The following is a 26126-nucleotide window of genomic DNA, read 5'->3' as shown; positions in this document are numbered from 1 at the left end:
ACAACTCCAGTGCAGGGCGTACAACTGACCCGAATACACCGCATACTGATCGCCGTCGTCATCGCCGGCGCCATGGTGATCGCCGCGATCGGTTTCGCGGGCTCCTACGCGGCCGTCCGCGACCTCGCGGAACGCAAGGGCTTCGGCGCCTTCGCCCCGTTCTTCCCCGTAGGCATCGACGCCGGCATCGTCGTCCTGCTCGCTTTGGACCTGCTGCTGACGTGGATCCGCATTCCCTTTCCGCTGCTGCGGCAGACCGCCTGGCTCCTGACGGCCGCCACCATCGCCTTCAACGGCGCCGCCGCCTGGCCCGACCCGCTCGGCGTGGGCATGCACGCGGTCATCCCGGTGCTCTTCGTCGTCACCGTGGAGGCGGCGCGGCACGCCACGGGACGCGTCGCCGCCATCACCGCGGACAAGCACATGGAAGGCGTGCGCCTCTCCCGCTGGATGCTGGCCTTCCCCTCCACCTTCCTGCTGTGGCGGCGGATGAAGCTGTGGGAGCTGCGCAGCTACGACCAGGTGATCCGGATGGAGCAGGACCGGCTCATCTACGAGACCCGGCTGCGCGCCCGGTACGGACGCGCCTGGCGGCGCCGGGCGCCCGTGGAGGCGCTGATGCCGTTGAAGCTCGTCCGCTACGGGGTGCCGCTGCGCGAGACGGCGCCCGAGGCCACCAGGCTCCCCGAGCCCGCACCCGAGGCCACCAGGCTGCCCGAGCCGGCGCCCGCGGTGGCCGGGACGGGGGCCGACGACGGCCTGCCGCCCGCGCAGATCCCGCCGGACGCGGCGACCGCGTGGGAGCCCGCCCCGCAGCACGAGACCGCGTCCGAACCCGCCGCCTCCGTCACCCCCGCTCCCCCTCCCGTGCAGCCCGCCCCGGCGCCGGAGGCCGGGTACGCCCCGCCCCCGGAGGACGAACCCGCCGACGGGCAGAGTGCGCAGACCGCGTCGGGGCCCGCGGCTCGGCGCCCGGCGGCCGAGTTCCCCGTGCCGGTGGCCCCCGGCCGCTACCGGCGCCTCGGCGAGCCGGCGGCGGCCACGGCGGACGCCCCGGCACCGGCGGCCCCCGCGCCCGTCGAGGAACTGTTCATCGAGCCGAGCCCGCCCGAGCCGACCCCCCACGAGGAGCCGGAGCAGCCCGGCCCGCACGTCCACGCGGACGCGGAGGCGTACCCGACCCCGGACACCGGAGGGGGCCCGGACCAGGGTCCGGGCGCGTTCGTGGAGGAGGACGAGGACGACAGCCCTTACGGCGGTGACGAGCCCGCCGGCATCCCCGACGGCATCCCCCGCGAAGAGGTCTACTTCGAGGCGTACCGCCACTACGTCGCCTCGCACGGCGCCTTCCCCACCGCGCGCCACCTCTCCCGCACGCTGCACGACGGCTTCGGGGTCACCACGGTGGACGGCAGGCTGCTGAGCGAGACCTATCTGGGCACGTACATGCGCGAGTTCAAGGACCGCTACAACACCGAGATGGGGCTCGCGGGGTAGCGGTCCGTGAACTCGGCCGGTGTCACGCCCCCAGCAGCTTGCGGACCCGCTCGGCGCCCACCGCGAGCAGCAGCGTGGGCAGCCGGGGGCCGGTCTCGCGGCTGACGAGGAGCCGGTAGAGCAGGGCGAAGAAGCCGCGCTGGGAGACCTTCAGCTCCGGGGTCGGCTTCGCGTCGGGGGCGAGCCCCGCCTGGATCTTCGGTACGCCGTACACCAGGGAGGTGAGGCCCTCGAGCGACCAGTTCTCCTCCAGCCCCTCCAGGAGCAGCCGCAGCGACTCGCGCTGCTGCTCGTCCAGCGAGGCGAGGAGTGCGGCGTCGGGCTCCTCGCGTACCCGGGTGCGCTGGTCGGCGGGGACCTGGGTGGTGATCCAGCGGTGGGCGCGGTCCAGGCGCGGGCGGACCTCGTCCAGGCTGTGCACCGGGTGGGCGGGGTCGAGCTCGCTGAGGATGCGCAGGGTCTGCTCCTCCTGGCCGCCGGTGATGTCGGCGACCGAGGCCAGCGTGCGGTACGGCAGCGGGCGCTCGGTGAGCGTGAGGGGGCCCAGTGCCGTGGTCGAGGCGCGGGTGTGCGCCGCGATGTCGGCGGGCTGGGCACTGCCGTCGGCGATCTTGCGGCCGAGCGCGTCCCACTCGTCGTAGGTGCGCTGGATCTCCTGGTCGAAGGCGACCTTGAAGGACTGGTTGGGCTTGCGCCGCGCGTACAGCCAGCGCAGCAGCGGGGCCTCCATGATCTGGAGGGCGTCTGCCGGGGTGGGGACGCCGCCCTTGGAGGAGGACATCTTGGCCATGCCGCTGATGCCGACGAAGGCGTACATCGGTCCGAGGGGCTGCTGCCCGCCGAAGATCTCCTTGACGAGCTGGCCGCCGACGACGAACGAGGATCCCGGCGACTGGTGGTCCACGCCGGAGGGTTCGAAGACGACGCCCTCGTACGCCCAGCGCATCGGCCAGTCGACCTTCCACACCAGCTTGCCGTGGTGGAAGGTGCGCAGCTCGACGGTCTCGCCGTGGCCGCACCGGCAGGTGTAGGTCAGCTCGGTGGTCGCGTCGTCGTAGGCGGTGACCGTGGTCAGGTCGCGGCCGCAGGCGGTGCAGTAGGGCTTGTACGGGTAGTAGGCGGAGCCCGCGCCGGCGCCGGAGCCGTCGTCCTCGCCCGCCGCGCCGGAGCCCTCGGCGGCCTCGGTCTCGGCCTCGTCCGGCTTCTGCTTCTTCTGCTGCTGGGGCTTCTTGCCGCCGCCCTTGGCTTCCTTCTCCAGCGTGCGGTACCGGTCCAGGACGGCGTCGATGCGCTCGCGCTCGCGCATGGCGAAGAGGATCTGCTCGGTGTAGACGCCCGAGGTGTACTGCGCGGTCTGGCTGATGCCGCGGTACTCCACGCCCAGCTCCAGCAGCGACGCCTCCATGGCGGCCCTGAAGTGCTCGGCCCAGCTGCCGTACGGACTGCCGGAGGGTGCGGGCACGGCGGTCAGGGGCCGGCCGATGTGCTGCTCCCAGGACTCGTCGACGCCCTCGACGCCGGCCGGGACCTTGCGGAACCGGTCGTAGTCGTCCCAGGACAGGAGGTGCTCGCAGTCCAGACCGCGGCGCTTGATCTCGTCAGCCACCAGGTGCGGCACCATGACCTCGCGCAGGTTGCCCAGGTGGATGGGGCCCGAGGGGCTCAGCCCTGACGCGCAGACGATCTTTTTGAGGCCGCGCCGCTCCGCTTCGGCGATGACGTCATCGGCGATACGGGAGACCCAGTCGGCCTCATGGGTGGTCAAAGCCACGTCCGGCACTTCCTTCTCGTCGCGCTCTTCAAACCTGCGCCGCCATTGTCCCACCCCGGAATCCGGCGGCGCTCCCCACTTCGCACGTGGGATACTGGATGGCGCATCCAGCCACCCCGACGGAACGGTCAGCACTCCATGGCTACGGTCCCCTCTCTCGCCGCTACGGTCCGCCTGCGCGTCTCGGACGCCCTCTCGGCTGCTCTGCCGGAGGCCGCCTCCGCCGACCCGCTGCTGCGACGTAGCGACCGGGCGGACTTCCAGGCCAACGGGATGCTGGCGCTCGCCAAGCAGCTGAAGGGGAACCCGCGCGAGCTTGCGGGGAAGGTCACCGAGGCGCTGCCCGCGCAGAACGAGGACGGGACGATCGCCCGGATCGAGGTCTCCGGCCCCGGCTTCCTCAACATCACCGTCGCCGACCGCGCGATCGTGGAGAACCTGGCCGCCCGCCGGCGGGACGAGCGCCTGGGCGTGCCGTACGCGGACGACCCCGGCACGACGGTGATCGACTACTCGCAGCCGAACGTCGCCAAGGAGATGCATGTCGGGCACCTGCGCTCGACGGTGATCGGCGACGCCGTCGTGCACCTGCTCGAACACCGGGGCGAGACGGTGATCCGGCGCCACCACATCGGCGACTGGGGCACCAACTTCGGCATGCTCATCCAGTACCTGATCGAGCACCCGCACGAGCTGGACCACGCCTCGGACACGGCCGACGCCAAGGACGCGGGCGAGGCCGCCATGGCCCGGCTCAACCGGCTCTACAAGTCCTCCCGCGCCCTGTTCGACTCCGACGAGGACTTCAAGGCGCGCGCCCGCGACCGGGTGCCCGCGCTCCAGAGCGGCGACGCGGAGACGCTGGCGCTCTGGCACAAGATCGTGGACGAGTCCAAGACGTACTTCCAGGGCGTCTACGACGAGCTGGACGTCGAGATCCGCGACGCGGACATCGTCGGCGAGAGCGCCTACAACGACGACCTCCAGCAGGTCGTCAAGGACCTGGAGGAGTCCGGGGTCGCCGTGCGGTCCGAGGGCGCGCTGTGCGTCTTCTTCGAGGACATCAAGGGCCCCGACGGCACGCCCACCCCGCTGATCGTCCAGAAGTCCAACGGCGGCTTCGGCTACGCCGCCACCGACCTGGCCGCCATCCGCAACCGCGTCGGCGACCTCAAGGCCGACACCCTGCTGTACGTGGTCGACGCGAGGCAGGCGCTGCACTTCAGGATGGTGTTCGAGACGGCGCAGCGCGCCGGCTGGCTGCCCGAGGGCGCCGCCAGGCAGCTCCCGTTCGGCACCGTGCTGGGCAAGGACGGCAAGCCGTTCAAGACCCGCGAGGGCGAGACGGTGCGGCTGGTCGACCTGCTGGACGAGGCGGTGGAGCGCGCGGCGGCCGTCGTCCGCGAGAAGGCCGACGCGAGCGTGGCCGAGGAGGAGATCCAGCGGCGCGCCCAGCAGGTCGGTATCGGCGCGGTCAAGTACGCGGACCTGTCCAACTCGATGACGCGCGACTACGTCTTCGATCTGGACCGTATGGTCTCCCTCCAGGGCGACACCAGCGTCTACCTCCAGTACGCGTACGCGCGGGTCCGCTCGATCTTCCGCAAGGCGAACGGGCTGGAGCCCGTGCCGCACCCGGAGCGCGAGCTGGTCCCGGCCGAGCGGGCGCTGGCCCTGCACCTGGACGGCTTCGGGGACACGCTGGTGACGGCGGCCGACGAGTACGCGCCGCACAAGCTGACGGCGTACCTGTACGAACTGGCCACGCTCTACAGCCGGTTCTTCGAGAACTGCCTCGTCCTCGACCCCGGGGAGCCCGAGCAGTCCGAGAACCGCCTGTTCCTGTGCGAGATGACCGCGAAGGTCCTCCACCAGGGCCTGGCGCTGCTCGGCATCCGCACGCCCGAGCGGCTGTGAGCCAGGGTCTCCCGTCCCGTTCGTGCCGGGCTCGCGCACCCCACGCGGCCGCGCACGACCTGCGGGGGTGCGCGGTCACGACGGGCCGACGCCGCGCAGGATCTCCTCCCGCAGCTCGGCGGCCATCGTCTTGATGGTCCGCAGCCCCTCCCTGCCCCACGGGCGCGGCCGCTGGTCGACGACGCAGACCGTGCCCAGCGCCATGCCCGAGGGGTCGAGCAGCGGCGCGCCCAGGTAGGACTTGATGCCCACCTCGTCCACGACGGGGTTGACGGCGAACCGGGCGAAGTCGCGCACGTCCTCCAGCACCAGCGCGGTACGCCGGGCCACGACGTGCACGCAGAAGCCGTGGTCGCGCTCCATCACCCGGCCCACGCCGCCGTCCGGGTCGACAGGACCCTTTTGCGGGTCCGTCGTCGAGTCGTACAGGCCCGAGAAGTACTGCCGCCGCTCGTCGATGAAGTTGACCATCGCGAAGGGCGCGTCCGTGACCCGGGCCAGCTCCCGCGCGAAGGCGTCGAACTCCGGTACCGGCCGCTCGCCGATGCCCAGTTCCCTCAGCCGGGCCACCCGCGCGGGCGCCTCGGTGTCCTGCGGGGTCACCAGCAGGCGGGCCGTGAGGTCAAGCGGTGTGAACGGCATGCGCGCTCCTCGGATCGATCAGGTGCCGGATGAGGGAGACGAGGACCCCGGTGGCGGAGTCGGGGGCGCGGGCGTCGCACGGGACGACGGGAACGCCCGGGTCGAGGTCGACCGCCACTCGCACCTCGTCGGGGTTGTAGCGGTGGGAGCCGTCGAACTCGTTGACGGCCCCCACGAAGGTCGTCTTGCCGACCCCGAACCCGCCCGCGACGATGATCTTCAGCGCGGTCGGGAAGGGGTCAGAGTCGTCTACGGAGCCCATCCAGCACCGCCTCCAGCAGTTCTCGGTCGTTCGTGGCCGGGCCCTGTAGATGGACGGGGCCCCGCGTGGTGACGGCGCCGCAGTCCACCAGGTCCGACAGCACCACCTTGGTGACGGTGGCGGGCAGGTGGACGGTCGCGGCGATCTCGGCGACGGACACGGGCCCGCCGCACAGTCCGAGCACCTGGCTGTGCTCGGGTCCCAGGTAGCCGCCCGGGCGGACACCGGTCGCCAGCACCAGCGTCAGCAGATCCAGGTCGGCCGAAGGTCTGGTGCGTCCCTCGCTGACGGTGTACGGGCGCACCAACCGGCCCGCGTCTTCGTCGAGCCAGGGCTCTTCGGGGTCTCCTGGCATGGCGTCAGGCGCCGTGAGGCTGCCGGGCCGGTGTCGCCAGGTACGGGCGGACGCTCTTGACCAGCATGGCCATCTCGTAGCCCAGCACGCCCGCGTCCGCCTCGCTCCCCGCGAACACGGCCAGACAGGCGCCCTGGCCCGCGGTACTGACGAACAGCAGCGAGCTGTCCAGCTCGACCACCACCTGGCGCACGTCGTCGCCGCCCGCGAAGCGCACTCCGGCACTGCGGCCCAGCGAGTACAGACCCGAGGCGAGCGCCGCCATGTGGTCCGCCGTGTCGGTCTCCAGCCCGTGCGCCGCCTTCACCAGCCCGTCCGAGGACAGCAACAGGGCGCTGCGCGCGTGCGGTACGCGCTCGACCAGTCCTGTCAGCAGCCAGGACAGGTCCACCGTCCGCTGTCGGAGGGGTGCTTCACTCATCTGTATCGCGTCTTCCTCTCGGTGGGCGGGGCTGTCTCCCGGCGTCGGTGGTCCGGATCGCCGCCGCCTCAAGGGGCCGGCCTGTCGCCGTACGGCGGAGACGGGGCGGGCCCGGGCGGCACGCGGCCTGCCCCCGCTCCTCGGAATCGGTCCCGGTCCCCTCTCGTCCGCGCCGAGCCCCTGCCGGGGCCCTTCCGCACCGCTGCCCGCCGCGCGGGGGGTGGCGCCGCGCGCGGCCAGGTCGGCGGCCTGTGCCACCGCGCTGTGCGCGGCGTGCCGCGCGAGGGCGAGTTCGTGGGCGAGCGAGTCCAGTGGGTCGCCGCCGGGGCGGGGTTCGGGCGCGGGCGCGTGCGGGGGCGCGCTGAGCGGTTGGCCCGCCTGGAGCCTGCGCAGTTGCGCCGCCGTCTCGGCACGGCCGCGCTCGGCCGCACGGCGCAGTCCGGCGTAGCGCGCCTGACAGGTGCGCGCCTGGGCGGCGGCGGTCCGCAGGCCGGCGACGAGCGCTGCGGCCGCGACGAGTAACGCCCCGGCGAGCACGCCCACGGCGCCGGTGTCGTCGAAACCGGTCCCCGCGGCCGTCGTGCCGCCGGGTTCCCCCGCGTTCCACAGGTAGGCCACGGCTCCGGCGCCGGCGAGTGCGACGACAAGGGCGGGCGCCGTCGCCAGCCGTATCAGACGGCGGCGTGCCGCCGCGTCCGCTGGAGGTTGAGGCATCGATTCCCTCGGTGATTCCGCTGCGAACAAGGTGCGTCCCCGCACGGCGGAGAACCGTCCTCTCCCGCTGGGTGGCGTGGGTCAGGCCATGGTGCTACGGCGCGGGGCGCGATGCGGGGCCCCGTCACAACTGCCATACAACTGGGCGGGTTCGACAGCGAGGTGTACGGAAACGAACGCATGCGAACGGGGAGCGGCCGGTCCCGGTCACCGGGACCGCCGGGCCCGACGGGCCTCAGCGCTCGGGGAAGAACGCGTACAGCAGGCAGCCCTGCTCGCTGTGCGGCTGGTGGGTGGAGCCCTTGGCCCCCCGGACGCGGCTGCCCGCCGGGTAGTGGCCGCCCTCGTCGCTGAGCTCTTCCTCGACGACGACCAGGATCTCGCTGCTGTCGCCGTGGTGGTCGGGCTCGGTGTAGCCGGACCCCGGGGCTAACCGTACGTATGCCTCGCGCGGCAGCGGGTCCGAGCCGTCCGCGGGGCTGGTCCAGCTGACCCCCTGGGCCGTCACCCCGGGGTACAGCTCGATCGGGTCGATGCTCTCCAGTGCCCGGGCGTCGACCACAGGGAAGTCGGGGCGCGTGGAAGTCGTCACGATGTGCTCCTCTTTGTCTGCGGCGGCGCTGCGACAAAGGGGACTTCGCGAGACGGGAGAGGCGCGCCGTCGAAGTCGCGCGGGTCAAGCCGTCCGGCACAGTGTGATGACATGACGTCAACTGCCTCGGCAGCGGGGGAACTTCGCCCTCCGCCGCCTCATGCGAACAAGGCCGAAGAGCGTAAGTGATCCTTCCGGCCCCCACAACGGAAACGGATTGATTGAGCGGACAACGACAAGGGCCCCTCCGCGACGGATGGGGCCCTCGACCGGGCCGGTGCCCTCTCGGGCACCGGCCGGCTCGGTTTCAGTACCGCGCGCGCAGCAGCGCCGCCGCCTCGGTCGCCCAGTAGGTGAGGATCATGTTCGCGCCGGCCCGGGTGAAGCTCGTCAGGGACTCCAGGACGGCCGCCTCGCGGTCGATCCAGCCCTTCTCCGCCGCCGCCTCGACCATCGCGTACTCGCCGGAGACCTGGTAGACGCCGACCGGCACCTCGGTCCGCTCGGCGAAGTCCCGCAGGACGTCCAGGTAGGGCAGGCCCGGCTTGACCATCACCATGTCCGCGCCCTCGGCCAGGTCGAGCGAGAGCTCGCGCAGCGCCTCACGCGCGTTGGCCGGGTCCTGCTGATACGTCTTGCGGTCGCCCTGGAGAGAGGAGCCGACGGCCTCGCGGAAGGGGCCGTAGAACGCGGAGGAGTACTTCGCCGTGTAGGCGAACAGGGCCACGTCCTGGTGCCCCGCCTCCTCCAGCGCAGCGCGGACGTAGCCGATCTGGCCGTCCATCATGCCGCTGGGCCCCAGCACGTGGGCGCCCGCGTCGGCCTGGACGCGAGCCATCTCGGCGTACCGCTCGAGCGTCGCGTCGTTGTCCACCCGTCCTTCGCCGGTGAGCACCCCGCAGTGGCCGTGGTCGGTGTACTCGTCCAGGCACAGGTCGGACATCAGCACCAGCGCGTCCCCGACCTCGGCCCGCACGTCCCGCAGCGCCACCTGGAGGATGCCCTCCGGATCGGTGCCCGCGGTGCCCGCCGCGTCCTTCTTCGCCTCCTCGGGCACGCCGTAGAGCATCAGCCCGCCGACGCCCGCCTCGGCCGCCTCCACGGCGGCCTTCCGCAGCGTGTCCCTGGTGTGCTGCACGACGCCCGGCATGGAGCCCACCGGCACAGGCTCGCCGATGCCCTCCCGCACGAAGGCGGGCAGGATCAGGTCGGACGGCCTGGTGTGGTGCTCGGCCACCAGCCTGCGCATGGCCGGGATGCTGCGCAGCCGCCGCGGCCTGGCAGCCGGGAAGCCGCCGTAGGTGCTCATGATGTGCGTGCCCTCCTCCTGGCCGGGCGCTTCTCGCTCGGCCGCTTCACCTGCTCGCCCGCCTCCAGCGCGGCGGCGCGGCGCTGGGCGCCGAAGTCGGCGAGCGCCTCGGCCAGCTTGTGCACGGACGGCTCGGGGGCCATCACGTCCACCCGCAGCCCGTGCTCCTCCGCGGTCTTGGCCGTGGCCGGGCCGATACAGGCGATGACGGTGACATTGTGCGGCTTGCCCGCGATACCGACCAGGTTGCGCACGGTGGACGACGAGGTGAACAGCACCGCGTCGAACCCGCCGCCCTTGATGGCCTCCCGGGTCTCGGCGGGCGGCGGCGAGGCGCGCACGGTGCGGTACGCGGTCACGTCGTCCACCTCCCAGCCCAGCTCGATCAGCCCGGCCACCAGCGTCTCGGTGGCGATGTCGGCGCGCGGCAGGAACACCCGGTCGATCGGGTCGAAGACCGGGTCGTAGGGCGGCCAGTCCTCCAGCAGCCCGGCGGCCGACTGCTCGCCGCTGGGCACCAGGTCCGGCTTCACGCCGAACTCGACCAGCGCCCTGGCGGTCTGCTCGCCCACCGCCGCGACCTTGATCCCGGCGAAGGCGCGGGCGTCGAGCCCGTACTCCTCGAACTTCTCGCGCACCGCCTTGACGGCGTTGACCGAGGTGAAGGCGATCCACTCGTAGCGGCCCGTCACCAGGCCCTTGACCGCGCGCTCCATCTGCTGCGGGGTACGCGGCGGCTCCACGGCGATCGTCGGCACCTCGGCCGGCACCGCGCCGTAGGAGCGCAGCTGGTCGGAGAGGGAGGCCGCCTGCTCCTTGGTGCGCGGCACCAGGACCTGCCAGCCGAACAGCGGCTTGGACTCGAACCAGGCCAGCTGGTCGCGCTGCGCCGGGGCACTGCGCTCGCCGACCACGGCTATGACGGGCTGCCCGCCGTCGGGCGAGGGCAGCACCTTGGCCTGCTTGAGGGTCTGCGTGATCCCCCCGAGCGTCGCGGCGAAGGTGCGCTGCCGGGTCGTGGTGCCGGCCAGCGTGACGGTCATGGGGGTGTCCGGCTTGCGGCCAGCGGCCACCAGCTCGCCCGCCGCCGCGCCGACCTCCTGGAGCGTCGTGGAGACCACGACGGTCGCGTCGCTGACGCCCAGCTCGGTCCAGCAGCGGTCGTCGGCCGTGGCCGCGTCGACGAACCGCACGTCCGTGCCCTGCCCGTCGCGCAGCGGCACACCGGCGTAGGCCGGCACGCCCACGGCCGCGGCGATGCCCGGCACGACCTCGAACGGAATGCCCTCGCCCGCCAGCGCGAGCATCTCCCTGGCGGCGTCCGAATCCAGCCCCGGGTCACCCGCGACCGCACGGACGACCCGCTTGCCGGCGCGCGCGGCGGCTATGGCAGACTCGCCCGCATCGATGGCCACATCGGCCGCCGGTGCGGAGGCAGTTGACGCCTCGTCAGTGACCGGCTGGAGCGGTGTGTCCACACCCGGGCGGGTGTGTACGCGCACGACGTCATGCACGCGGGAGTCGGCGACGAGCACGTCGGCCTGCCCCAGCGCCTCGACGGCGCGCAACGTCAGCAGACCCGGATCTCCGGGCCCGGCGCCCAGGAAGGTGACGCGTCCCTGTGCACCGTGCAGGTGCGCTCTCTTCGCGAATGCCGTCGTGCGTGCGGCGCTCGACTTGTCGGCGGCGGTGGGGCTCAAAGTGCTCGCTCCCCCATCAGACCGGCCGCACCCTTGGCGAGCATCTCGTCGGCGAGCTCCTGACCCATGCGGGCAAAGGCCGCATGGTCGACGCTCTCACCGTCGGACGCCGGTACGGGACCGGTGGTGGACAACTGCACCAGCGTGCGTCCGTCGGTGGTGCCGACGACGCCGCGCAGGCGCATTTCGGTGACAACCTGCCCCTCGACAAGCAGGTCGGCAAGCGCCCCCACGGGTGCGCTACAGCCGGCCTCCAAGGCGGCGAGCAGGGTTCGCTCGGCGGTGACGGCCGCCCGCGTGTGCGGGTCGTCCAGCTCCGCGAGCTGTGCGGCCAGGTGCGCGTTGGATGTCGCGCACTCGACGGCCAGTGCCCCCTGACCGGGGGCGGGAAGTACCTGATCCGGGCTGATCAGTTCGGTGGCCTCCTCGGCGAGGCGGCCGACGCGCTGGAGCCCGGCGGCGGCGAGGACGACCGCGTCGAGCTCACCGGAGCGCACGTACCCGATCCGGGTGTCGATATTCCCCCGGATCGCAACGGTCTCGACCTCCAGGCCCAGCGCGCGCGCCCAGGCGTGCACCTGCGCCATCCGGCGGGGCGAGCCCGTACCGATCCGCGCCTTGCCCGGCGCCGCGGCGCGCGCCAGCGCCTCGAAGCCCAGCCCGTCCCTGCCGACCAGCACGTCCCGCGCGTCCGCCCGCACCGGCACGGCTGCCAGAGCGAACTGCTCGGGCTGCGTCGTCGGCAGGTCCTTGAGCGAGTGCACCGCGAAGTCGATCTCACCGCTCAGCAACGCGTCCCGCAGCGCGTTGACGAACACCCCGGTGCCGCCGATCTGCGCCAGCTGCTCCTTGCTGACGTCCCCGTAGGTGGTGATCTCCACCAGCTCGACGGGGCGCCCGGTCACCCTGCGGACCTCCTCGGCGACCAGACCGGACTGCGCCATCGCGAGTTTGCTGCGGCGGGTGCCCAGCCTAAGTGGGGTGGTGGCTGTGGCATGGGTGTTCATTGCCGCTCCTGTTCCGGATTGCTGACAGCGGCGACCGCCTGCGGGTCGAGGTCGAAGAGTTCACGCAACGCGTCGGCGTACCCGGCGCCGCCGGGTTCGCCCGCGAGCTGCTTGACCCGCACCGTCGGCGCGTGCAGCAGCTTGTCCACGACGCGGCGCACGGTCTGCGTGACCTCCGCGCGCAGCTTGTCGTCCATGCCGTGCAGCCGCCCCTCCAGGCGGGCCAGCTCCCCGGCGACGACATCGGCGGCCATGGTGCGCAGCGCGACCACGGTCGGCGTGATCGTCGCGGCCCGCTGGGCCGCGCCGAACGCGGCCACCTCCTCGGCGACGAGGGAGCGCACGGCCTCCACGTCACCGGCCATCGGCGCGTCCGCCTCGGCGTCGGCGAGCGACTCGATGTCCACGAGCCGCACCCCGTCGATCCGGTGCGCGGCCACCTCCACGTCACGGGGCATGGCGAGGTCGAGCACCGCCAGCGCCGCCTCCCGCCGGCGGCCGCCGGCGGCGCCCTCGATGTCGGAGGCCGTCAGGACGAGACCCGTCGCACCGGTGCACGAGACCACCACGTCGGCCGCCGCCAGCTCACCGGCGACCGCCGCCATCGGCACGGCCCGAGCGCCGTCGAGGCTCTCCGCGAGCCGCTGCGCCCTGTCCAGGGTCCGGTTGGCGATCACCAGTTCGCCCGCACCGGCCCGAGCGAGCGTCACCGCGGCCAGCGAGGACATGGAACCGGCGCCGATCACCAGCGCCCGCTTGCCCCGCGCCCACTCCTCCACGGACGCTCCGGCCGCGAGCTGCTCCAGGCCGAAGGTCACCAGGGACTGACCGGCCTTGTCGATCCCCGTCTCGGAGTGCGCACGCTTGCCGACCCGCAGCGCCTGCTGGAACAGGTCGTTCAGCAGCCGGCCCGCCGTGTGCTGCTCCTGCGCGACGGCCAGCGCGTCCTTGATCTGCCCGAGGATCTGCCCCTCGCCGACGACCATCGAGTCCAGCCCGCACGCCACCGAGAACAGGTGGTGCACGGCACGGTCCTCGTAGTGCACGTACAGATAAGGGGTGAGCTCGTCCAGGCTGACGCCGCTGTGCTGCGCCAGCAGGGTGGACAGCTCGGCGACACCGGCGTGGAACTTGTCGACGTCCGCGTACAGTTCGATCCGGTTGCAGGTGGAGAGCACGGCCGCCTCGGCAGCGGGCTCGGCACCCACCGTGTCCTGCAACAGCTTGCCCCGCTCTCCGGGCTCCAGCGCCGCGCGCTCCAGCACGCTGACCGGCGCGCTGCGGTGGCTCAGGCCGACGACCAGCAGACTCATGCCGGCATCACGGCGGGCAGGTCCCCGTCAGGTCCGGACTCGGGCGGCCGCTTGGTGACGGCCACGGCGGGCGGTGCGGCGGGCGGCGCCGTGTCCACCTCGGGGGCCGACGCGGGCTCCTCGCCCGCCTTGCGCTGCTCGTGGAAGGCGAGGATCTGTAGCTCTATGGACAGATCCACCTTGCGGACGTCCACGCCCTCGGGCACGGACAGCACGGTCGGCGCGAAGTTGAGGATCGAGGTGATCCCGGCGGCCACCAGCCGGTCGCACACCTGCTGGGCCGCGCCCGCCGGGGTGGCGATCACGCCGATGGACACCCCGTTGTCGTCGATGATCTTCTCCAGCTCATCGGTGTGCTGGACCGGGATCCCGGCGACGGGCTTGCCCGACAGGCCCGGGTCGGCGTCGATCAGCGCCGCGACCCGGAAGCCGCGCGAGGCGAAACCGCCGTAGTTGGCGAGGGCCGCACCGAGATTACCGATACCGACGATCACGACGGGCCAGTCCTGCGTGAGCCCGAGCTCGCGTGAGATCTGGTAGACGAGGTACTCGACGTCGTAGCCGACCCCGCGGGTGCCGTAGGAGCCGAGGTAGGAGAAGTCCTTGCGGAGCTTGGCCGAGTTGACGCCGGCCGCCGAGGCCAGCTCCTCCGAGGATACAGTCGGCACCGAGCGCTCGGAGAGCGCCGTGAGTGCCCGCAGATACAGCGGAAGACGGGCGACGGTAGCCTCGGGGATTCCTCGGCTCCGACTCGTCGCCGGACGATGGTTTCGGCCAGTTGCCACGGTGCTCCTGCCGGTTGCGCGAAGCGGTGAGCGGTCGAACGTGAGGTGTCCTCGCGGACCGCTCCGTCCCGACCAGGCTATGCCTTTGTGAACGCGTGCACAAAGATGGTGTCCGCTTTGTCCGGTCAACGTGACCGGCGCCACAGGCATCAACGGGGACACCGGCCACACTCCTCACCAATACGCCCCCGGACGGCAAAACGCCCTCGATACTAATCGAAAGCAACTCGAACCCCGACCACATTCCCACTCGATGAGACCGCTTACGACGGGATTTGCGCGGTTTTCGACCGGCACCCTCGGGCGGACTGCCGGTGCCGGCGGATCCGGCCGTGCGGAACCTGTGCCCTCGCCCCGGCGGACGGGACCCGGGCCGGATCAGCCGGCCGGGCCGGGACCGAGACCGGCAAGGGGGCCCGCCCCTGAGGGACCGTGGAAGCCGGACCGGAACGGCGGGAACAGGACCGGAACGGCGGGAACAGGCCAGACCCCAGGGGCCGGGGGCTCCGGAACCGGCCGGATCACGGGGTCAGGCGGGCGCGCGGAGGGATCAGGGCGGGCGGGACGGCTCAGGGCCCAGGGCCCCGCACCCGGCCCTTCCGGGCGCCCGTGTCACTCAGTGAGGGCGCGGCGGAGGCGGTCGGGGTCGACGCGCCAGAAGTCGTGCTGCCGGCCGTCGACGAGGACGACGGGGATCTGTTCCCAGTAGGCGCGGTAGAGCTCCTGGTCCTGGTTGATGTCCTTCTCCTCCCAGGCCGCACCCACCTCGTCGCACACCCGCACGATCACGTCGCGCGCCACGTCACACAGATGACACCCGGGCTTCCCGATGAGGGTCACAGTCTTCATGCCCCATTCTCCGCACGTAACGGACCCACCGAACAAACTGGCTATGCTCGCGGCATGGCCCTTCCCGCATGGCTCACCTCTCGCAAGCGCTCCGCGACCGCGCGCAGCGTGCTCGCCGGCGAGGCCGCCGCGGAGGCGGCGCGCAAGCAGGAGCAGGAAGCGGCGGCCCGGGCAGCCGAGCGCGAGGGGCACGAGGCCGCCGAGGAGGCCGAGTTCCCCGTCGTGGGGGACGTCCGCGGGGCGGCGTTCTTCGATCTGGACAACACCGTCATGCAGGGGGCGGCTCTCTTCCACTTCGGGCGCGGCCTGTACAAGCGCAAGTTCTTCCGCAAGCGCGAACTCACCCGTTTCGCCTGGCAGCAGGCGTACTTCAGGCTCGCGGGCTCCGAGAACGCCGACCACATGCAGGACGCCCGCGAGAGTGCCCTGTCGATCGTCAAGGGCCACCGCGTCCACGAGTTGATGGCGATCGGCGAGGAGATCTACGACGAGTACATGGCCGGCCGCATCTGGCCGGGTACGCGCGCGCTGGCGCAGGCGCACCTGGACGCGGGCCAGAAGGTGTGGCTGGTGACGGCGGCGCCGGTGGAGACGGCCACGATCATCGCGCGGCGCCTGGGGCTGACCGGCGCGCTGGGAACGGTCGCCGAGTCGGTGGGCGGCATCTACACGGGGCGGCTGGTCGGTGAGCCGCTGCACGGGCCCGCGAAGGCGGAGGCGGTGCGGGCGCTGGCCGCGGCGGAGGGTCTCGCGCTGGAGCGGTGTGCCGCGTACAGCGATTCGGCGAACGACATTCCGATGCTGTCGCTGGTCGGCCATCCGTATGCGATCAATCCTGACAGCCGACTGCGGGCGCACGCGCGGGAAATGGGCTGGCGGCTGCGGGACTACCGCACGGGCCGTAAGGCGGCCAAGGTGGGGATCCCGGCGGCTGCCGGTGTGGGCGCGCTGGCGGGTGGCGCGGCGGCCGCCGTCGCGGTCCAGCGCCGGCGCCGGTAGGTCTGTCACGAGGGCGGCCGTCCGCGCGTCGCGGCACACCCCCGGCGCGTGTCCGCCGCGTTCCGGCGCGCGGAAGTGTCCGTGCGCCCCTGCCGCTGCCCGATCCAGCAGTGTTACCCGGCGTTGTCGCCCGCCAGTCCCGCAGCCCTCAGTCGGTCATAAATGATCGCCGAGGCGACATTTCCAGCCAGCCAAGTGATCAGTCTTGGCGGGCGAGTCACGCCTGAAAGCGGCGTCATTCCGTAACAGAGCGAACCGAATCGACGATTTTGGCAACTACGTGTAGTGCCGCCTGTACGAAGCGTTATTCTCCTCAGACGCAATTCGGTACCCATCCGTCCCTACGCCGGGTGAATGGTCCCGCACTGCACGTGATGGAAGCTCTGCCTCTGGGAGTCCCGTGTACCCACACGTCGGGGTTGACGCCTCGGGCCTGGCTACGCTGCGCACGACAGTCTTCGACCAACTGCGTGCGTTCGTCCCCACCGCGTACGCCGTCCCTGCCCTCGCCGCAACAGCCGTATCTGTCCCCGCAGGAGCCGCACCTGTCCCCGCAGGCCCCTGCCACGCCCTCGCGCACCGCGCCGCCGGCGCCACGACCCGCACCACCCGCACCACCACGACCCGCACCACCACGGCCGGCGGCCGACGCGCCCGGGGGGCGGGCGCCACCGCCCGGCGCCCCGCCGCCTCGGACACCGACAGCCGCCGGATGATGGACCTGGTCGAACAGGCCCAGGCCGGTGAGGCCGAAGCGTTCGGCCGGCTCTACGACCAGTACAGCGACACCGTCTACCGCTACATCTACTACCGCGTCGGCGGCCGGGCGACCGCCGAGGACCTGACCAGTGAGACCTTCCTGCGCGCTCTCCGCCGCATCGGAACCTTCACCTGGCAGGGCCGCGACTTCGGGGCCTGGCTGGTGACCATCGCCCGGAACCTCGTGGCCGACCACTTCAAGTCGAGCCGCTTCCGCCTCGAAGTGACCACCGGCGAGATGCTCGACGCCAACGAGGTGGAACGCTCCCCCGAGGAGTCGGTTCTGGAGTCCCTCTCCAACGCCGCCCTGCTGGAGGCCGTACGTAAGCTCAACCCCCAACAGCAGGAGTGCGTCACGCTCCGATTTCTGCAGGGGCTCTCGGTGGCCGAGACGGCGCGGGTCATGGGCAAGAACGAGGGGGCGATCAAAACCCTCCAGTACCGCGCCGTGCGCACCCTCGCCAGGCTCCTCCCCGACGACGCGCGCTGACCGGGCGTGCGCCCCGGCCTTCCGCGGGGCGTCCGGCAACTCTCGCGGAGCGCCCGGCGCTCCCGCGGGCTACGCACACCGGAACGCCGGTCACATCATCGTGACATCGGACTCCGTAACCCGACTGGCTTGCGCTCGTTGTGGGGGTTGCAGACTCCCCCAGCCGTGACCGGCCGGGGCTCGTTCACGCTCGAGCGGACGCGGTCGGTCACGCACCCCTTCCTGTGCGGCGGGGAGTCGACCGTGCTGACGAGAGGAGGTGCCGCCGGTGATCGGTTCCGTGCCGACCAGCCGACGGGCCATCGCCTTCGCCCAGGCCCTGGACGAGCAGGAGCGCGACGCGGGCGCGGCGGCCGACACAGGGTCCGAGGGCTCCGCGGACCCGGGGAGAAGCGGAGCGGCCCCACCGGGGGCGTCACCGCGGACGACACGGGCACGGCACGCGCCGTCCCGGTCGTCGGCCTCTCCCCCGGCGCCGCCCTCACCCTCCGCGTCGCCCCCGCACAGCCACCGGGCGGGCGGCACCGACCGGCCGCTGCTGCCGCTGGCGAGTGAACTGGCCGCGCTGCCCAGGCCTCAGCTGGACCCCGAGGTCAAGACGGTGCAGCGGGCGCAGCTGATCGCCGCCATGGAGACGGCCTTCGCCGAGGGCGGAACGGCCGCGCCGGACGCGCGGCTGCCCGAACAGCGCGACGGCCGGGCCGCCTCCCGCACCGGAAGGGGCGGCGCGCACCGCGCGCCGAACCCTCTGAGCAAGCTGCGTCCCAGGTCCCGGCTGGGCAAGGGGCTGGCGGCCGGCGGCCTGAGCGTCGGAGTGGCGGCGGGCGCACTGGGCGGCGCCGCGGCGGCCAGCACCGACGCTCTCCCGGGCGACAACCTCTACGGCCTCAAGCGCGGCATGGAGGACCTCAGGCTCGACCTGGCCGGTGACGACGCCGACCGCGGCAGCCTCCTGCTGGACCACGCCTCCACCCGCATGAAGGAGGCCCGCCGTCTCATGGAGCGGGACCGCGCGGGCGCGCTCGACCACGAGTCGCTCGCCGAGGTCCGCAGGGCCCTCTCGGGCATGCAGCACGACGCCTCGGAGGGGCACCGCCTGTTGAGCGCGGCCTACCGGCAGGACGGCGACCTGGCACCGATCCGGTCCCTGTCCAGCTTCGCCAAGGAGCACAGGGACGGCTGGAGCCGGCTGCGCGACCGGCTGCCGGTGCAGCTGCGCGACGTGGGCGAGAAGGTCACCTCCGTCTTCGACGCCATGGACGAGGACGTCACCCCTCTGCGGTCGCTTCTCCCGCCCGGGCCCCAGGACGGGGAGCGGGAGCGCGAGCGGGGCACGAGCGACCGTACGGGCGAGGAGTCGCCGTCCACGGAGCCCTCGACGCCGTCCTCGGACGGCACGCACGGGCGGGAGCGCCACAGCGAAGAGCCGTCGCCGTCCGACTCCCAGCGGCGCGACGGTGAGGGTCTGCTCGGCGGCGGCCTGCTCGGTCCCTCCGAGAAGCCCGAGCGCGGTGACGAGCCCACGGGCTCCCGCTCGGGTTCCGCCCCGGGGAACTCCGCCACGCCGGACGGCGAGCCCGAGATCACCCTCCCGCCGATCGTGCCTGAGGTGCTGCCGCGCCTGGGCCTGGACGACCGCGAGAAGTGAACGACCCCGAGGTGAACGACCGCGAGAAGTGAGGCCGCGCACCTGACGCACGACGAAGGGGGCACCGACGAACCGTCGGTGCCCCCTTCTCGCTGGTGCCGTGCCCCGCTCAGCCCTCTTCCCAGCTCGCGCTTCCCGCGCCGGTGCTGGCCGAGCCGCACTCGAAGCCCGAGGTGCCGGTGGCGCCCGGGTTCAGCGTGACCCAGTTGCCCGCACCGTCGAAGCCCCGCCCGCACACCACCGTGACGCGGAAGGCGACGGACTGGCTGGTGTTGTTGCGGCAGGCCGCCCAGCCCTGCCGCCCCGTGGTCTTGGTGTTGCAGTCCAGCACGTTGTCGGCGGAAACAGGCGGGGCGTCCGCAGCCGACGCCGTGCCGGCGAGCGGAACCACCGTCGCCGCACCGGCCATCAGGGTCGCCGCGAGCACGCGCTTCATGTTCGTCTCCCTCGTTCAGCGATGAGCGTCCTCCCGGCCGGCTCTGCTCGCCGGCCGATGTCCCCCACGGAACCAATGCGCCGTGCGCGTGCACACCTGTCACCTGTCAGGGCCGCCCGCGCCGGGGCTCCGAGCCCCGCAGCCGTCAGAAGAAGACCGAACGGCGCCGCACGAGGAGCTTGTAGAGGGTGTGCTGAATCGTCTCCCGTACCTGGTCGGTCAGGTTGAACATCAGCATCGGGTCCTCCGCCGCCTCGGGCGGATGGCCCTCGGTGGGCAGCGGCTCGCCGAACTGGATGGTCCACTTCGTCGGCAGCGGCACGGCACCCAGCGGCCCGAGCCAGGGGAAGGTGGGCGTGAGGGGGAAGTACGGGAAGCCCAACAGGCGCGCCAGCGTACGCGAGTTGCCGATCATCGGGTAGATCTCCTCGGCACCCACGATCGAGCACGGCACGATGGGCGCGCCCGCCCGCAGCGCCGTCGAGACGAAGCCGCCCCGCCCGAATCGCTGGAGCTTGTAGCGGTCGGCGAACGGCTTGCCGAGCCCCTTGAAGCCCTCCGGCATCACGCCGACGACCTCGCCGCGCTCCAGCAGCGTCTGCGCGTCCTCCGCGCAGGCGAGCGTGTGTCCGGCCTTGCGGGCCAGCTCGTTGACGACGGGCAGCATGAACACCAGGTCGGCGCCGAGCAACCGCAGGTGGCGGTCGGCGGGATGGTGGTCGTGGACGGCGACTTGGAGCATCAGCCCGTCGAGCGGCAGCGTCCCCGAGTGGTTGGCGACCACCAGCGCGGCCCCGTCGGCCGGTATGTTCTCCACGCCCCGCACCTCGACGCGGAAGTACTTCTCGAACACGGGGCGCAGCAGCGACATCAGGACCTGGTCGGTCAGGTCCTCGTCGTAGCCGAAGTCGTCGACCTCGTACTCTCCGGTGACCCGGCGCCTCAGGAACGCCAGCCCCCGCGCCGCCTGCTCCTCCCAGCCGGCTCCCAGCATCCGCTGGAGCAGCCCGCCGCCGCCGTCACCGCCCGCCGGGCCCGGCTCCCGCGCTGCGGACGTGGCCTGGTCCTTCCCCAAGCCCTCCTCCGAACCGTGCCCCGAGTCCTGCCCCGGATACGTCTCCGGCCCGGTCCCCGCGGCCTCTCCCGGTCCCTGGTCCGGCACGGTCGTCAGCGGCGGGCGTCGGGACGCACGGTCAGCGGACGAGCGGGCCGTGGACGAGCGGGCCGGGGTCTGCCGGCCGGCGGGCGAACGGTCCGCGCCCTTCCCGCCCTGGCCCTGGTGCTGTCCCTGGCCCTGGTGCTGTCCCTGGCCTTGGTGCTGTCCCTGCCGCTGCCCGTCGGGCGGACCGGCGGCGCCGCGCGGGCGGCCCCTGTCGTCGTCGAAGGGTATGACCTTCGCGTCACCCATCCCGGCGCACCTCCTCCTCGCTCCCGGCCCCGGCGGCCCGTGCCGAGGGGGCGGGTTTCCCCGGCAACAACCCGGCGACCCTGTCGACGGCCCGCGACAGGGCCGCCGGCGGCAGCAGTCCCAGGCCGTGGTTTTCGGCGAACGCCTCCAGCGTCTCCGCACTCGTACGGAGCGGTGTGAAGCCCAGCACGTCGCGGGCGTGCCCGGTCGCCACCACCCGCCCGTGCGTCAACAGCCGCAGCTGCTCGGGGGAGAAGTCCGTCAGACCGACCGCGCGCAGCGCTCCGCCGCCCCAGCGGATGGCGGGCAGCAGCGTCGGCACCGTCGGCCGCCCCAGCCGCCGGGCGCACTGGGAGAGCGGCAGCACCCCGTCCCCGGCGATGTTGAAGGTGCCCGCGCGAAGAGTTCCAACGCCGGGCTCGGCCGCCGCCAGGCGCAGCGCCTCGACCACGTCGTCGTCGTGCACGAACTGGAGCCGGGGGTCGTAGCCGAGCACGGTCGGCAGGACGGGCAGCGAGAAGTAGGCGGCGAGCGGCGACTCGGCGGCGGGGCCGAGGATGTGGGCGAAGCGCAGCACGGTCACGGCGACGTCGGGCCGCCGCCGCGCGAACCCGCGCACGTAGCCCTCCACCTCCACCGCGTCCTTGGCGAAGCCCCCGCCCGGCAGGGAGCGCGCCGGAGTCGCCTCGTCGAAGACGGCCGGATCGCGGGGCGCGGAACCGTACACGCTCGTCGTCGACTTGATCACCAACCGGCCGACGGTGGGCGTCTGCTGGCAGGCACCGAGCAGCTGCATGGCCCCTATGACGTTGGTCTCCTTGACCGCGCCGCGCCCCCCGCCGCCGGGTGTCAGCCCGGTGCCGTGCAGATCCATGTGCACGACGGTGTGCACCGCGTGCTCGGCGAGCACCTTGCCGATGGCGGGCTGCCGGATGTCGGCCCGCACGAACTCGGCGTCGCCCAGCGGGTCGGCCGGCGGGTGGGTGTCCACCCCGATGACCCGGCTCACCCCCGGCTCCCGCCGCACACGGCGGACGAACCGGGCACCGAGCGGCCTGCCCACACCGGTGACGAGTACGACCTTGCCCACAATCCCTCCCTGCGCCGCTCCCGGTACGGCCTCCCGCACGACGCGAGCCCCGACGCACGCGTGCTCCGGCGTCAGCTCCGACGCGTGCCCAAAGCAGAACCGCCGCCTTTCTCCCCGCACGGAGAGAAAGGCGGCGGTCAGTGGCGTGCGGTGCGCTCGCTCACTTCTTGTTGCGACGCTGCACACGCGTCCGCTTCAGCAGCTTGCGGTGCTTCTTCTTCGCCATCCGCTTACGCCGCTTCTTGATGACAGAGCCCACGACTACCCTCGCTCACGGATCATCCCCCACGGGGTGGGGGCGAACTCATTTCGATACTCGGTGCGGGGCGTCCGAGCCCACACGACCTACATGGGGCCACCCTACCCGGCACCGGACAGTGGATGTGAATCGAGGGGTGCCGCCCGCCACCGTCCGCGGTGACGGCCGCGTCGGGCCTCGGCCTAAGCGCTCTCCACCCCCACGTAGGACTCCTCGAGGTACTCGTGGACGGCCTTCTCCGGAACCCGGAAGGACCTGCCCACCCGGATCGCCGGCAGATGACCGCTGTGCACCAGGCGGTACACGGTCATCTTGGAGACTCGCATCACCGCGGCGACCTCCGCCACGGTCAGGAACACGACCTCGTTCAGAGGGCGTTCGTCAGCAGCCATGTCACACCTGAACCTTCCGCACATGTCGGGCACCGGCTTCCCCTCCGGTGACTCCTGCTCGCATGTGCGCTCTACCCCGGATCAGGGGCGCGTGATGCAAGTGATGAAGAGGAGCAGCTCTCGCTCGCCTACCGTGACAGACACGCTCGATTGAGTACATAGCGAGTAAGCGCGCGGTAGTAATCGGACTGCGCACCGTCACACCAGAGCGCCCCGCGCGAGGCTTCCTCCGGCCCCTGCCGCCCGCTCCGCGCCGTCGCGCGCCACCCCGTAGGACACCCGCGGCCCGCCGCCCCCGCCACGCCACTGACCTGCGCCGACACCTCAGCCGTCCCCCCGTTTCCCACCCCGTGTCACCGCCGGACGGCAGCGGCGCCCCACCCTCTCGCACAGTCGGGACCGCGCGGGGCGCGCGAGCGTGCGCCCCGCGCGCGGGCACTTTGCCGCACGCTGGTTACGCGAGGCGACGCGACCCCCCGTACGTAGGAGAAGCCGCACTGACGTACCCCGAATCGCATCGCTATGTCGGCAGGTCCCCCCTACGCCGGTGCTAGTCGGGCCGTCCAGACGCCGACAGGCGTGGGGCCAATGTGGCGTAGTTGTCCAGGAGTCGGCCAGGGGGCTGGGACGGCCGACGGGGGCGGCCCGGCTTCGCGGGGCCCCACGCGCCTCGGCGCGCCACTCCGCACCTGCCGATACCCCGCATCCGGCACCTTGCAACCGGCCTCGCCCGCGGCGTCCCTCAGCCACCTCCAGCCCTCAGCCTCCTGGCCCCCGGCCGAGGTTCGAGGCCCACGCCCACACGACCCACCACTCACGTCTCAAGACTCACGGGCCCAAGGCCCATGGCTGACAGCTCACGGCAGCAGCCCGTGGGCCGGGAACACCGCCCGGCGGGTGGCCCGGACCGCCTGGTCCAGCCGGTCCGCCGGGTCGTACCCGGACTCCTCCCAGCCCCGCCAGCGCGGCTCCAGCCCGTCCGTCATCCGCTGCGGGGCACCACCGCCGCCCGTCCGCGCGAAGACCTCCTGGCGCCACTCGGCCGGCACCTCCGCCTCCCTCGGCACCGGCTCACCCGCCGCGATCGCCACCAGGTGCGTCCACGTCCGCGGCACCACGTCCACCACCGCGTAGCCCCCGCCGCCGAGCGCCAGCCACCGGCCCTCCGCGTACGTGTGCGCCCACTCGTGCGCGGCCTCGGCGGCCACCCGCTGCGCGTCGACGCTCACCGCCAAGTGCGCCAGCGGGTCCTCGATGTGGGTGTCGGCGCCGTGCTGCGAGACCAGGAACTGCGGCTGGAAAGCGTCCAGCAGCTCGGGCACCACCGCGTGGACGGCCCGCAGCCACCCCTCGTCGGTCGTGCCCGGCGGCAGCGCCACGTTCACCGCGCTCCCCTCGGCGTCCGCACCGCCGCACTCCTCCGGCCAGCCCGTGCCGGGGAACAGCGTGCCGGGGTGCTCGTGCAGGGAGATCGTCAGCACCCGCGGATCGTCCCAGAACGCCGCCTGTACCCCGTCGCCGTGGTGCACGTCCACATCGACGTACGCGACGCGTTCCGCGCCCAGCTCCAGAAGCCGGGCGATGGCGAGAGCCGGGTCGTTGTAGACGCAGAAGCCGGACGCGCTCGCGGGCATGGCGTGGTGCAGCCCGCCGGCGAAGTTCACGGCGTGCAGCGCCTTTCCCCGCCAGACGGCTTCGGCCCCGCCCACCGACTGTCCGGCGATCAGCGCGGAGACCTCGTGCATGCGGGCGAACGCGGGATCGTCGACGGTGCCGAGACCGAACCTCTCGTCCGCCGACGCCGGGTCAGCGGACGCCTGCCGTACGGCCTCGATGTAGTCGGGCCTGTGGACGAGCCGCAACGTCGACTCCCCGACGGGCTTCGCCGCGACCACACGCAGCTCAGGACAGCTCTCCACCCCCAGCGACTCGATCAGGCGCTTCGTGAGCGCGAGCCGTACGGGGTCCATCGGATGCCCACGACCGAAGTCGTAGCCGGTGACGCCCTCATCCCACATCAACTGCGCGCGGCCGCTCATGCCCGCCACCGTATCGGCCGCGCCCGGCGAACGAGCCGGCGCAGGCCAGTGTCACCAGCACCAACACCATCGGGACGAGCATCGCGCCCCGGTAGTCCCAGGCGCCCCCCAGCGCTCCGACGAGCGGCGAACCCACCAGGAACCCTACGTAGTTGAAGACGTTCAGCCGCGCCACGGCCGCCTCGGACGCCGCGGGGAACAACCGTCCCGCGGCCACGAACGTCTGCGGCACGATCACACACAGCCCGAACCCCAGCACCGCGAACCCCGCGATCCCACTCCACGCCCCCGGCGCCACCGTCACCACCGCGAACCCCAGCGCCGCCACCACCGACCCCGCCCGTACGACGAACGCGGCCCCGAGCCGCCGCACCGCCAGGTCACCGGCCGTCCGCCCCACCAGCGTGGTCACCATGTAGACGTTGTACGGAACCGTGGCCAGCTGCTCCGAGCTGCCGAGCACGTCTTGCAGATACTTCGCGCTCCAGTTGGAGACGGTCGAGTCCCCGATGTACGCGAAGGCCATCACGAGGCAGAGCGGCATCAGCAGCCGCCAGGACACGCCGCCCCCGGCCCGGCCGCCGGACACCCCCGAACCCGCGTGCTCCTCCCTTATGGGCGGCTCCACCCCGACCGGGGCCTTCACCCCGGCCGGGTACTCCTCCCCGGCCGGATACGTCTCCCCCTCCGGAGGCTTCCCGGCGTCCACGTACCACCGGCTCGCCACCAGGGTCACCGGCAACAACACCGCCACCACGGGCCCGTACAGCACCAGCAACGACAGGTCCTCGTGCGCACCCAGCCAGGCGAGCGACGCCCCGACGATGCCGCCGAGGCTGTAGGCGGCGTGGAAACCCAGCATGATGCTGCGCCCGTACGCCCTCTCCAGGCTGACGCCGAGCATGTTCATCGCCGCGTCCAGCATCCCCACGGCCAGCCCGAACGCCACCAGCGCCGACGCCAGCTGCGTCAGCCCCTGGCCGCCGCCCACCCACACCAGCGTCAGGCACGTCGCCGCCTGCGACCACCGCAGCACCCTGCTCGGACGTACGCCGCGCACCAGGCGCTCGGCGAGGACACTCCCCACCCCCGCCACGACGGGGACGGCCGCGAGGAAGACCGGAAGCAGCGCGTCGGACACCCCGTACCTGTCCTGGATCGCGGGAATGCGCGTCACGAGCAGCGCGAACATCGCGCCCTGTACGAAGAACGCAGCGGCCAGTGCCAACCGCCCCCGCGCGCGCCGCGTCTGAGCCTGCGTCATGGGCGCAGAGCCTAGAACTCCCGGCTACGCGTGGGTAGGTGTACAACGCAAAAAAAGCCCCGTTGGCGTGTGCCAACGGGGCTTTCCTCACATGGAGTTCGGCGGCGTCCTACTCTCCCACACGCTCCCGCATGCAGTACCATCGGCGCTGAAAGGCTTAGCTTCCGGGTTCGGAATGTAACCGGGCGTTTCCCTCACGCTATGACCA

At 72.5% G+C, this 26126-nt stretch carries 24 protein-coding genes and 1 rRNA gene; 5 read left to right on the top strand and 20 right to left on the bottom strand.

The window, feature by feature from the left end:
• Positions 1-9 precede the first annotated feature (9 nt).
• A complete protein-coding gene (locus tag DQ392_RS29500) occupies positions 10-1497 on the top strand; it encodes a DUF2637 domain-containing protein (protein WP_181856632.1) in 1488 nt (495 codons plus the stop codon).
• Positions 1498-1519: 22 nt separating this feature from the next.
• Here the strand turns inward: DQ392_RS29500 and lysS are convergent, their stop codons facing one another.
• Positions 1520-3268, bottom strand: coding sequence for a lysine--tRNA ligase (gene lysS / locus DQ392_RS29495; RefSeq protein ID WP_114018774.1), 1749 nt, complete (start codon positions 3266-3268; stop codon positions 1520-1522).
• 138 nt (positions 3269-3406) lie between these two features.
• Here lysS and argS point away from each other — a divergent pair, with 138 nt between their 5' ends.
• The gene (argS, locus tag DQ392_RS29490; protein ID WP_114018773.1) at positions 3407-5185 is read left to right on the top strand and encodes an arginine--tRNA ligase; all 1779 of its coding nucleotides are present in this window, start codon (positions 3407-3409) and stop codon (positions 5183-5185) included.
• 75 nt (positions 5186-5260) lie between these two features.
• Here the strand turns inward: argS and DQ392_RS29485 are convergent, their stop codons facing one another.
• From DQ392_RS29485 to DQ392_RS29435, 11 genes are all read right to left on the bottom strand, one after another.
• Positions 5261-5827: a GAF domain-containing protein gene (locus DQ392_RS29485; protein ID WP_114018772.1), complete on the bottom strand. Its 567-nt coding sequence runs from the start codon at positions 5825-5827 to the stop codon at positions 5261-5263.
• A complete protein-coding gene (locus DQ392_RS29480) occupies positions 5808-6089 on the bottom strand; it encodes a P-loop NTPase family protein (protein ID WP_114018882.1) in 282 nt (93 codons plus the stop codon). Before DQ392_RS29480 ends, DQ392_RS29485 begins: the two co-directional genes overlap by 20 nt.
• On the bottom strand, positions 6067-6444 hold the full coding sequence (locus DQ392_RS29475) for a DUF742 domain-containing protein (protein ID WP_114018771.1): 378 nt from the start codon (positions 6442-6444) through the stop codon (positions 6067-6069). The genes DQ392_RS29480 and DQ392_RS29475 overlap by 23 nt, the downstream gene beginning before the upstream one ends.
• Positions 6445-6448: 4 nt before the next feature.
• Positions 6449-6865, bottom strand: a complete 417-nt coding sequence (locus DQ392_RS29470; RefSeq protein ID WP_114018881.1) for a roadblock/LC7 domain-containing protein — start codon at positions 6863-6865, stop codon at positions 6449-6451.
• A 949-nt stretch (positions 6866-7814) separates the two neighbouring features.
• The gene (locus DQ392_RS29465) at positions 7815-8171 is read right to left on the bottom strand and encodes a cupin domain-containing protein (RefSeq protein WP_181856631.1); all 357 of its coding nucleotides are present in this window, start codon (positions 8169-8171) and stop codon (positions 7815-7817) included.
• Between the two features lie 307 nt (positions 8172-8478).
• Positions 8479-9480: a porphobilinogen synthase gene (gene hemB, locus DQ392_RS29460; protein WP_114018769.1), complete on the bottom strand. Its 1002-nt coding sequence runs from the start codon at positions 9478-9480 to the stop codon at positions 8479-8481.
• Positions 9477-11114 (bottom strand): bifunctional uroporphyrinogen-III C-methyltransferase/uroporphyrinogen-III synthase, encoded by a 1638-nt coding sequence (locus DQ392_RS29455; RefSeq protein ID WP_114018880.1) that lies wholly within the window; start codon positions 11112-11114, stop codon positions 9477-9479. The genes hemB and DQ392_RS29455 overlap by 4 nt, the downstream gene beginning before the upstream one ends.
• A gap of 62 nt (positions 11115-11176) precedes the next feature.
• Positions 11177-12187, bottom strand: coding sequence for a hydroxymethylbilane synthase (hemC, locus tag DQ392_RS29450; RefSeq protein WP_114018768.1), 1011 nt, complete (start codon positions 12185-12187; stop codon positions 11177-11179).
• Entirely contained in the window at positions 12184-13500 is a 1317-nt protein-coding gene (locus DQ392_RS29445; protein WP_114018767.1) for a glutamyl-tRNA reductase, read from the bottom strand. The genes hemC and DQ392_RS29445 overlap by 4 nt, the downstream gene beginning before the upstream one ends.
• Positions 13497-14285: a redox-sensing transcriptional repressor Rex gene (locus DQ392_RS29440; RefSeq protein WP_114018766.1), complete on the bottom strand. Its 789-nt coding sequence runs from the start codon at positions 14283-14285 to the stop codon at positions 13497-13499. Before DQ392_RS29440 ends, DQ392_RS29445 begins: the two co-directional genes overlap by 4 nt.
• Before the next feature lie 612 nt (positions 14286-14897).
• Complete coding sequence (locus tag DQ392_RS29435; protein ID WP_114018765.1) at positions 14898-15134, bottom strand: glutaredoxin family protein; 237 nt, start codon at positions 15132-15134, stop codon at positions 14898-14900.
• A 54-nt stretch (positions 15135-15188) separates the two neighbouring features.
• Here DQ392_RS29435 and DQ392_RS29430 point away from each other — a divergent pair, with 54 nt between their 5' ends.
• The 3 genes from DQ392_RS29430 (at position 15189) to DQ392_RS29420 (ending at position 19030) form a co-directional block, all read left to right on the top strand.
• On the top strand, positions 15189-16133 hold the full coding sequence (locus DQ392_RS29430) for an HAD family hydrolase (protein WP_114018764.1): 945 nt from the start codon (positions 15189-15191) through the stop codon (positions 16131-16133).
• Between the two features lie 400 nt (positions 16134-16533).
• Positions 16534-17382 (top strand): ECF subfamily RNA polymerase sigma factor, BldN family, encoded by an 849-nt coding sequence (locus DQ392_RS29425; protein ID WP_114018763.1) that lies wholly within the window; start codon positions 16534-16536, stop codon positions 17380-17382.
• Positions 17383-17650: 268 nt separating this feature from the next.
• Complete coding sequence (locus tag DQ392_RS29420) at positions 17651-19030, top strand: DUF5667 domain-containing protein (RefSeq protein ID WP_114018762.1); 1380 nt, start codon at positions 17651-17653, stop codon at positions 19028-19030.
• A gap of 109 nt (positions 19031-19139) precedes the next feature.
• On the opposite strand, the gene DQ392_RS29415 is transcribed toward DQ392_RS29420, so the two are convergent.
• From DQ392_RS29415 to rrf, 8 genes are all read right to left on the bottom strand, one after another.
• Positions 19140-19466 carry a hypothetical protein gene (locus DQ392_RS29415; protein WP_114018761.1) on the bottom strand — a complete coding sequence of 109 codons (327 nt, stop codon included), beginning with the start codon at positions 19464-19466 and terminating at the stop codon, positions 19140-19142.
• A 145-nt stretch (positions 19467-19611) separates the two neighbouring features.
• The gene (locus tag DQ392_RS29410) at positions 19612-20874 is read right to left on the bottom strand and encodes a lysophospholipid acyltransferase family protein (protein ID WP_114018760.1); all 1263 of its coding nucleotides are present in this window, start codon (positions 20872-20874) and stop codon (positions 19612-19614) included.
• Positions 20867-21964, bottom strand: coding sequence for an NAD-dependent epimerase/dehydratase family protein (locus tag DQ392_RS29405; RefSeq protein ID WP_114018759.1), 1098 nt, complete (start codon positions 21962-21964; stop codon positions 20867-20869). The genes DQ392_RS29410 and DQ392_RS29405 overlap by 8 nt, the downstream gene beginning before the upstream one ends.
• 160 nt (positions 21965-22124) lie before the next feature.
• Positions 22125-22223 carry a 30S ribosomal protein bS22 gene (locus DQ392_RS29400; RefSeq protein WP_003948845.1) on the bottom strand — a complete coding sequence of 33 codons (99 nt, stop codon included), beginning with the start codon at positions 22221-22223 and terminating at the stop codon, positions 22125-22127.
• A gap of 182 nt (positions 22224-22405) precedes the next feature.
• A complete protein-coding gene (locus DQ392_RS29395; RefSeq protein ID WP_157846443.1) occupies positions 22406-22615 on the bottom strand; it encodes a helix-turn-helix domain-containing protein in 210 nt (69 codons plus the stop codon).
• 857 nt (positions 22616-23472) lie between these two features.
• The gene (locus DQ392_RS29390; protein WP_114018758.1) at positions 23473-24654 is read right to left on the bottom strand and encodes an acetoin utilization protein AcuC; all 1182 of its coding nucleotides are present in this window, start codon (positions 24652-24654) and stop codon (positions 23473-23475) included.
• Positions 24623-25918, bottom strand: a complete 1296-nt coding sequence (locus DQ392_RS29385; protein WP_114018757.1) for an MFS transporter — start codon at positions 25916-25918, stop codon at positions 24623-24625. Before DQ392_RS29385 ends, DQ392_RS29390 begins: the two co-directional genes overlap by 32 nt.
• Positions 25919-26014: 96 nt before the next feature.
• Positions 26015-26126 (bottom strand): 5S ribosomal RNA (gene rrf / locus DQ392_RS29380); the annotation flags it as partial.

This window comes from Streptomyces reniochalinae, assembly GCF_003323735.1.
GTDB lineage: Bacteria > Actinomycetota > Actinomycetes > Streptomycetales > Streptomycetaceae > Streptomyces > Streptomyces reniochalinae.
Note: the sequence above shows the minus strand (reverse complement) of the source record. Positions and strands in the feature narration are given on the sequence as shown.

What these genes read in the sequence shown, in the direction of transcription:
- argS (WP_114018773.1), top strand. Translation starts at nt 3,407, where the DNA reads ATGGCTACGGTCCCCTCTCTCGCCGCTACGGTCCGCCTGCGCGTCTCG.
- DQ392_RS29485 (WP_114018772.1), bottom strand. Translation starts at nt 5,827, where the DNA reads ATGCCGTTCACACCGCTTGACCTCACGGCCCGCCTGCTGGTGACCCCG.
- DQ392_RS29480 (WP_114018882.1), bottom strand. Translation starts at nt 6,089, where the DNA reads ATGGGCTCCGTAGACGACTCTGACCCCTTCCCGACCGCGCTGAAGATC.
- DQ392_RS29475 (WP_114018771.1), bottom strand. Translation starts at nt 6,444, where the DNA reads ATGCCAGGAGACCCCGAAGAGCCCTGGCTCGACGAAGACGCGGGCCGG.
- DQ392_RS29470 (WP_114018881.1), bottom strand. Translation starts at nt 6,865, where the DNA reads ATGAGTGAAGCACCCCTCCGACAGCGGACGGTGGACCTGTCCTGGCTG.
- hemB (WP_114018769.1), bottom strand. Translation starts at nt 9,480, where the DNA reads ATGAGCACCTACGGCGGCTTCCCGGCTGCCAGGCCGCGGCGGCTGCGC.
- hemC (WP_114018768.1), bottom strand. Translation starts at nt 12,187, where the DNA reads ATGAACACCCATGCCACAGCCACCACCCCACTTAGGCTGGGCACCCGC.
- DQ392_RS29445 (WP_114018767.1), bottom strand. Translation starts at nt 13,500, where the DNA reads ATGAGTCTGCTGGTCGTCGGCCTGAGCCACCGCAGCGCGCCGGTCAGC.
- DQ392_RS29435 (WP_114018765.1), bottom strand. Translation starts at nt 15,134, where the DNA reads ATGAAGACTGTGACCCTCATCGGGAAGCCCGGGTGTCATCTGTGTGAC.
- DQ392_RS29430 (WP_114018764.1), top strand. Translation starts at nt 15,189, where the DNA reads ATGGCCCTTCCCGCATGGCTCACCTCTCGCAAGCGCTCCGCGACCGCG.
- DQ392_RS29415 (WP_114018761.1), bottom strand. Translation starts at nt 19,466, where the DNA reads ATGAAGCGCGTGCTCGCGGCGACCCTGATGGCCGGTGCGGCGACGGTG.
- DQ392_RS29410 (WP_114018760.1), bottom strand. Translation starts at nt 20,874, where the DNA reads ATGGGTGACGCGAAGGTCATACCCTTCGACGACGACAGGGGCCGCCCG.
- DQ392_RS29395 (WP_157846443.1), bottom strand. Translation starts at nt 22,615, where the DNA reads ATGGCTGCTGACGAACGCCCTCTGAACGAGGTCGTGTTCCTGACCGTG.
- DQ392_RS29390 (WP_114018758.1), bottom strand. Translation starts at nt 24,654, where the DNA reads ATGAGCGGCCGCGCGCAGTTGATGTGGGATGAGGGCGTCACCGGCTAC.
- DQ392_RS29385 (WP_114018757.1), bottom strand. Translation starts at nt 25,918, where the DNA reads ATGACGCAGGCTCAGACGCGGCGCGCGCGGGGGCGGTTGGCACTGGCC.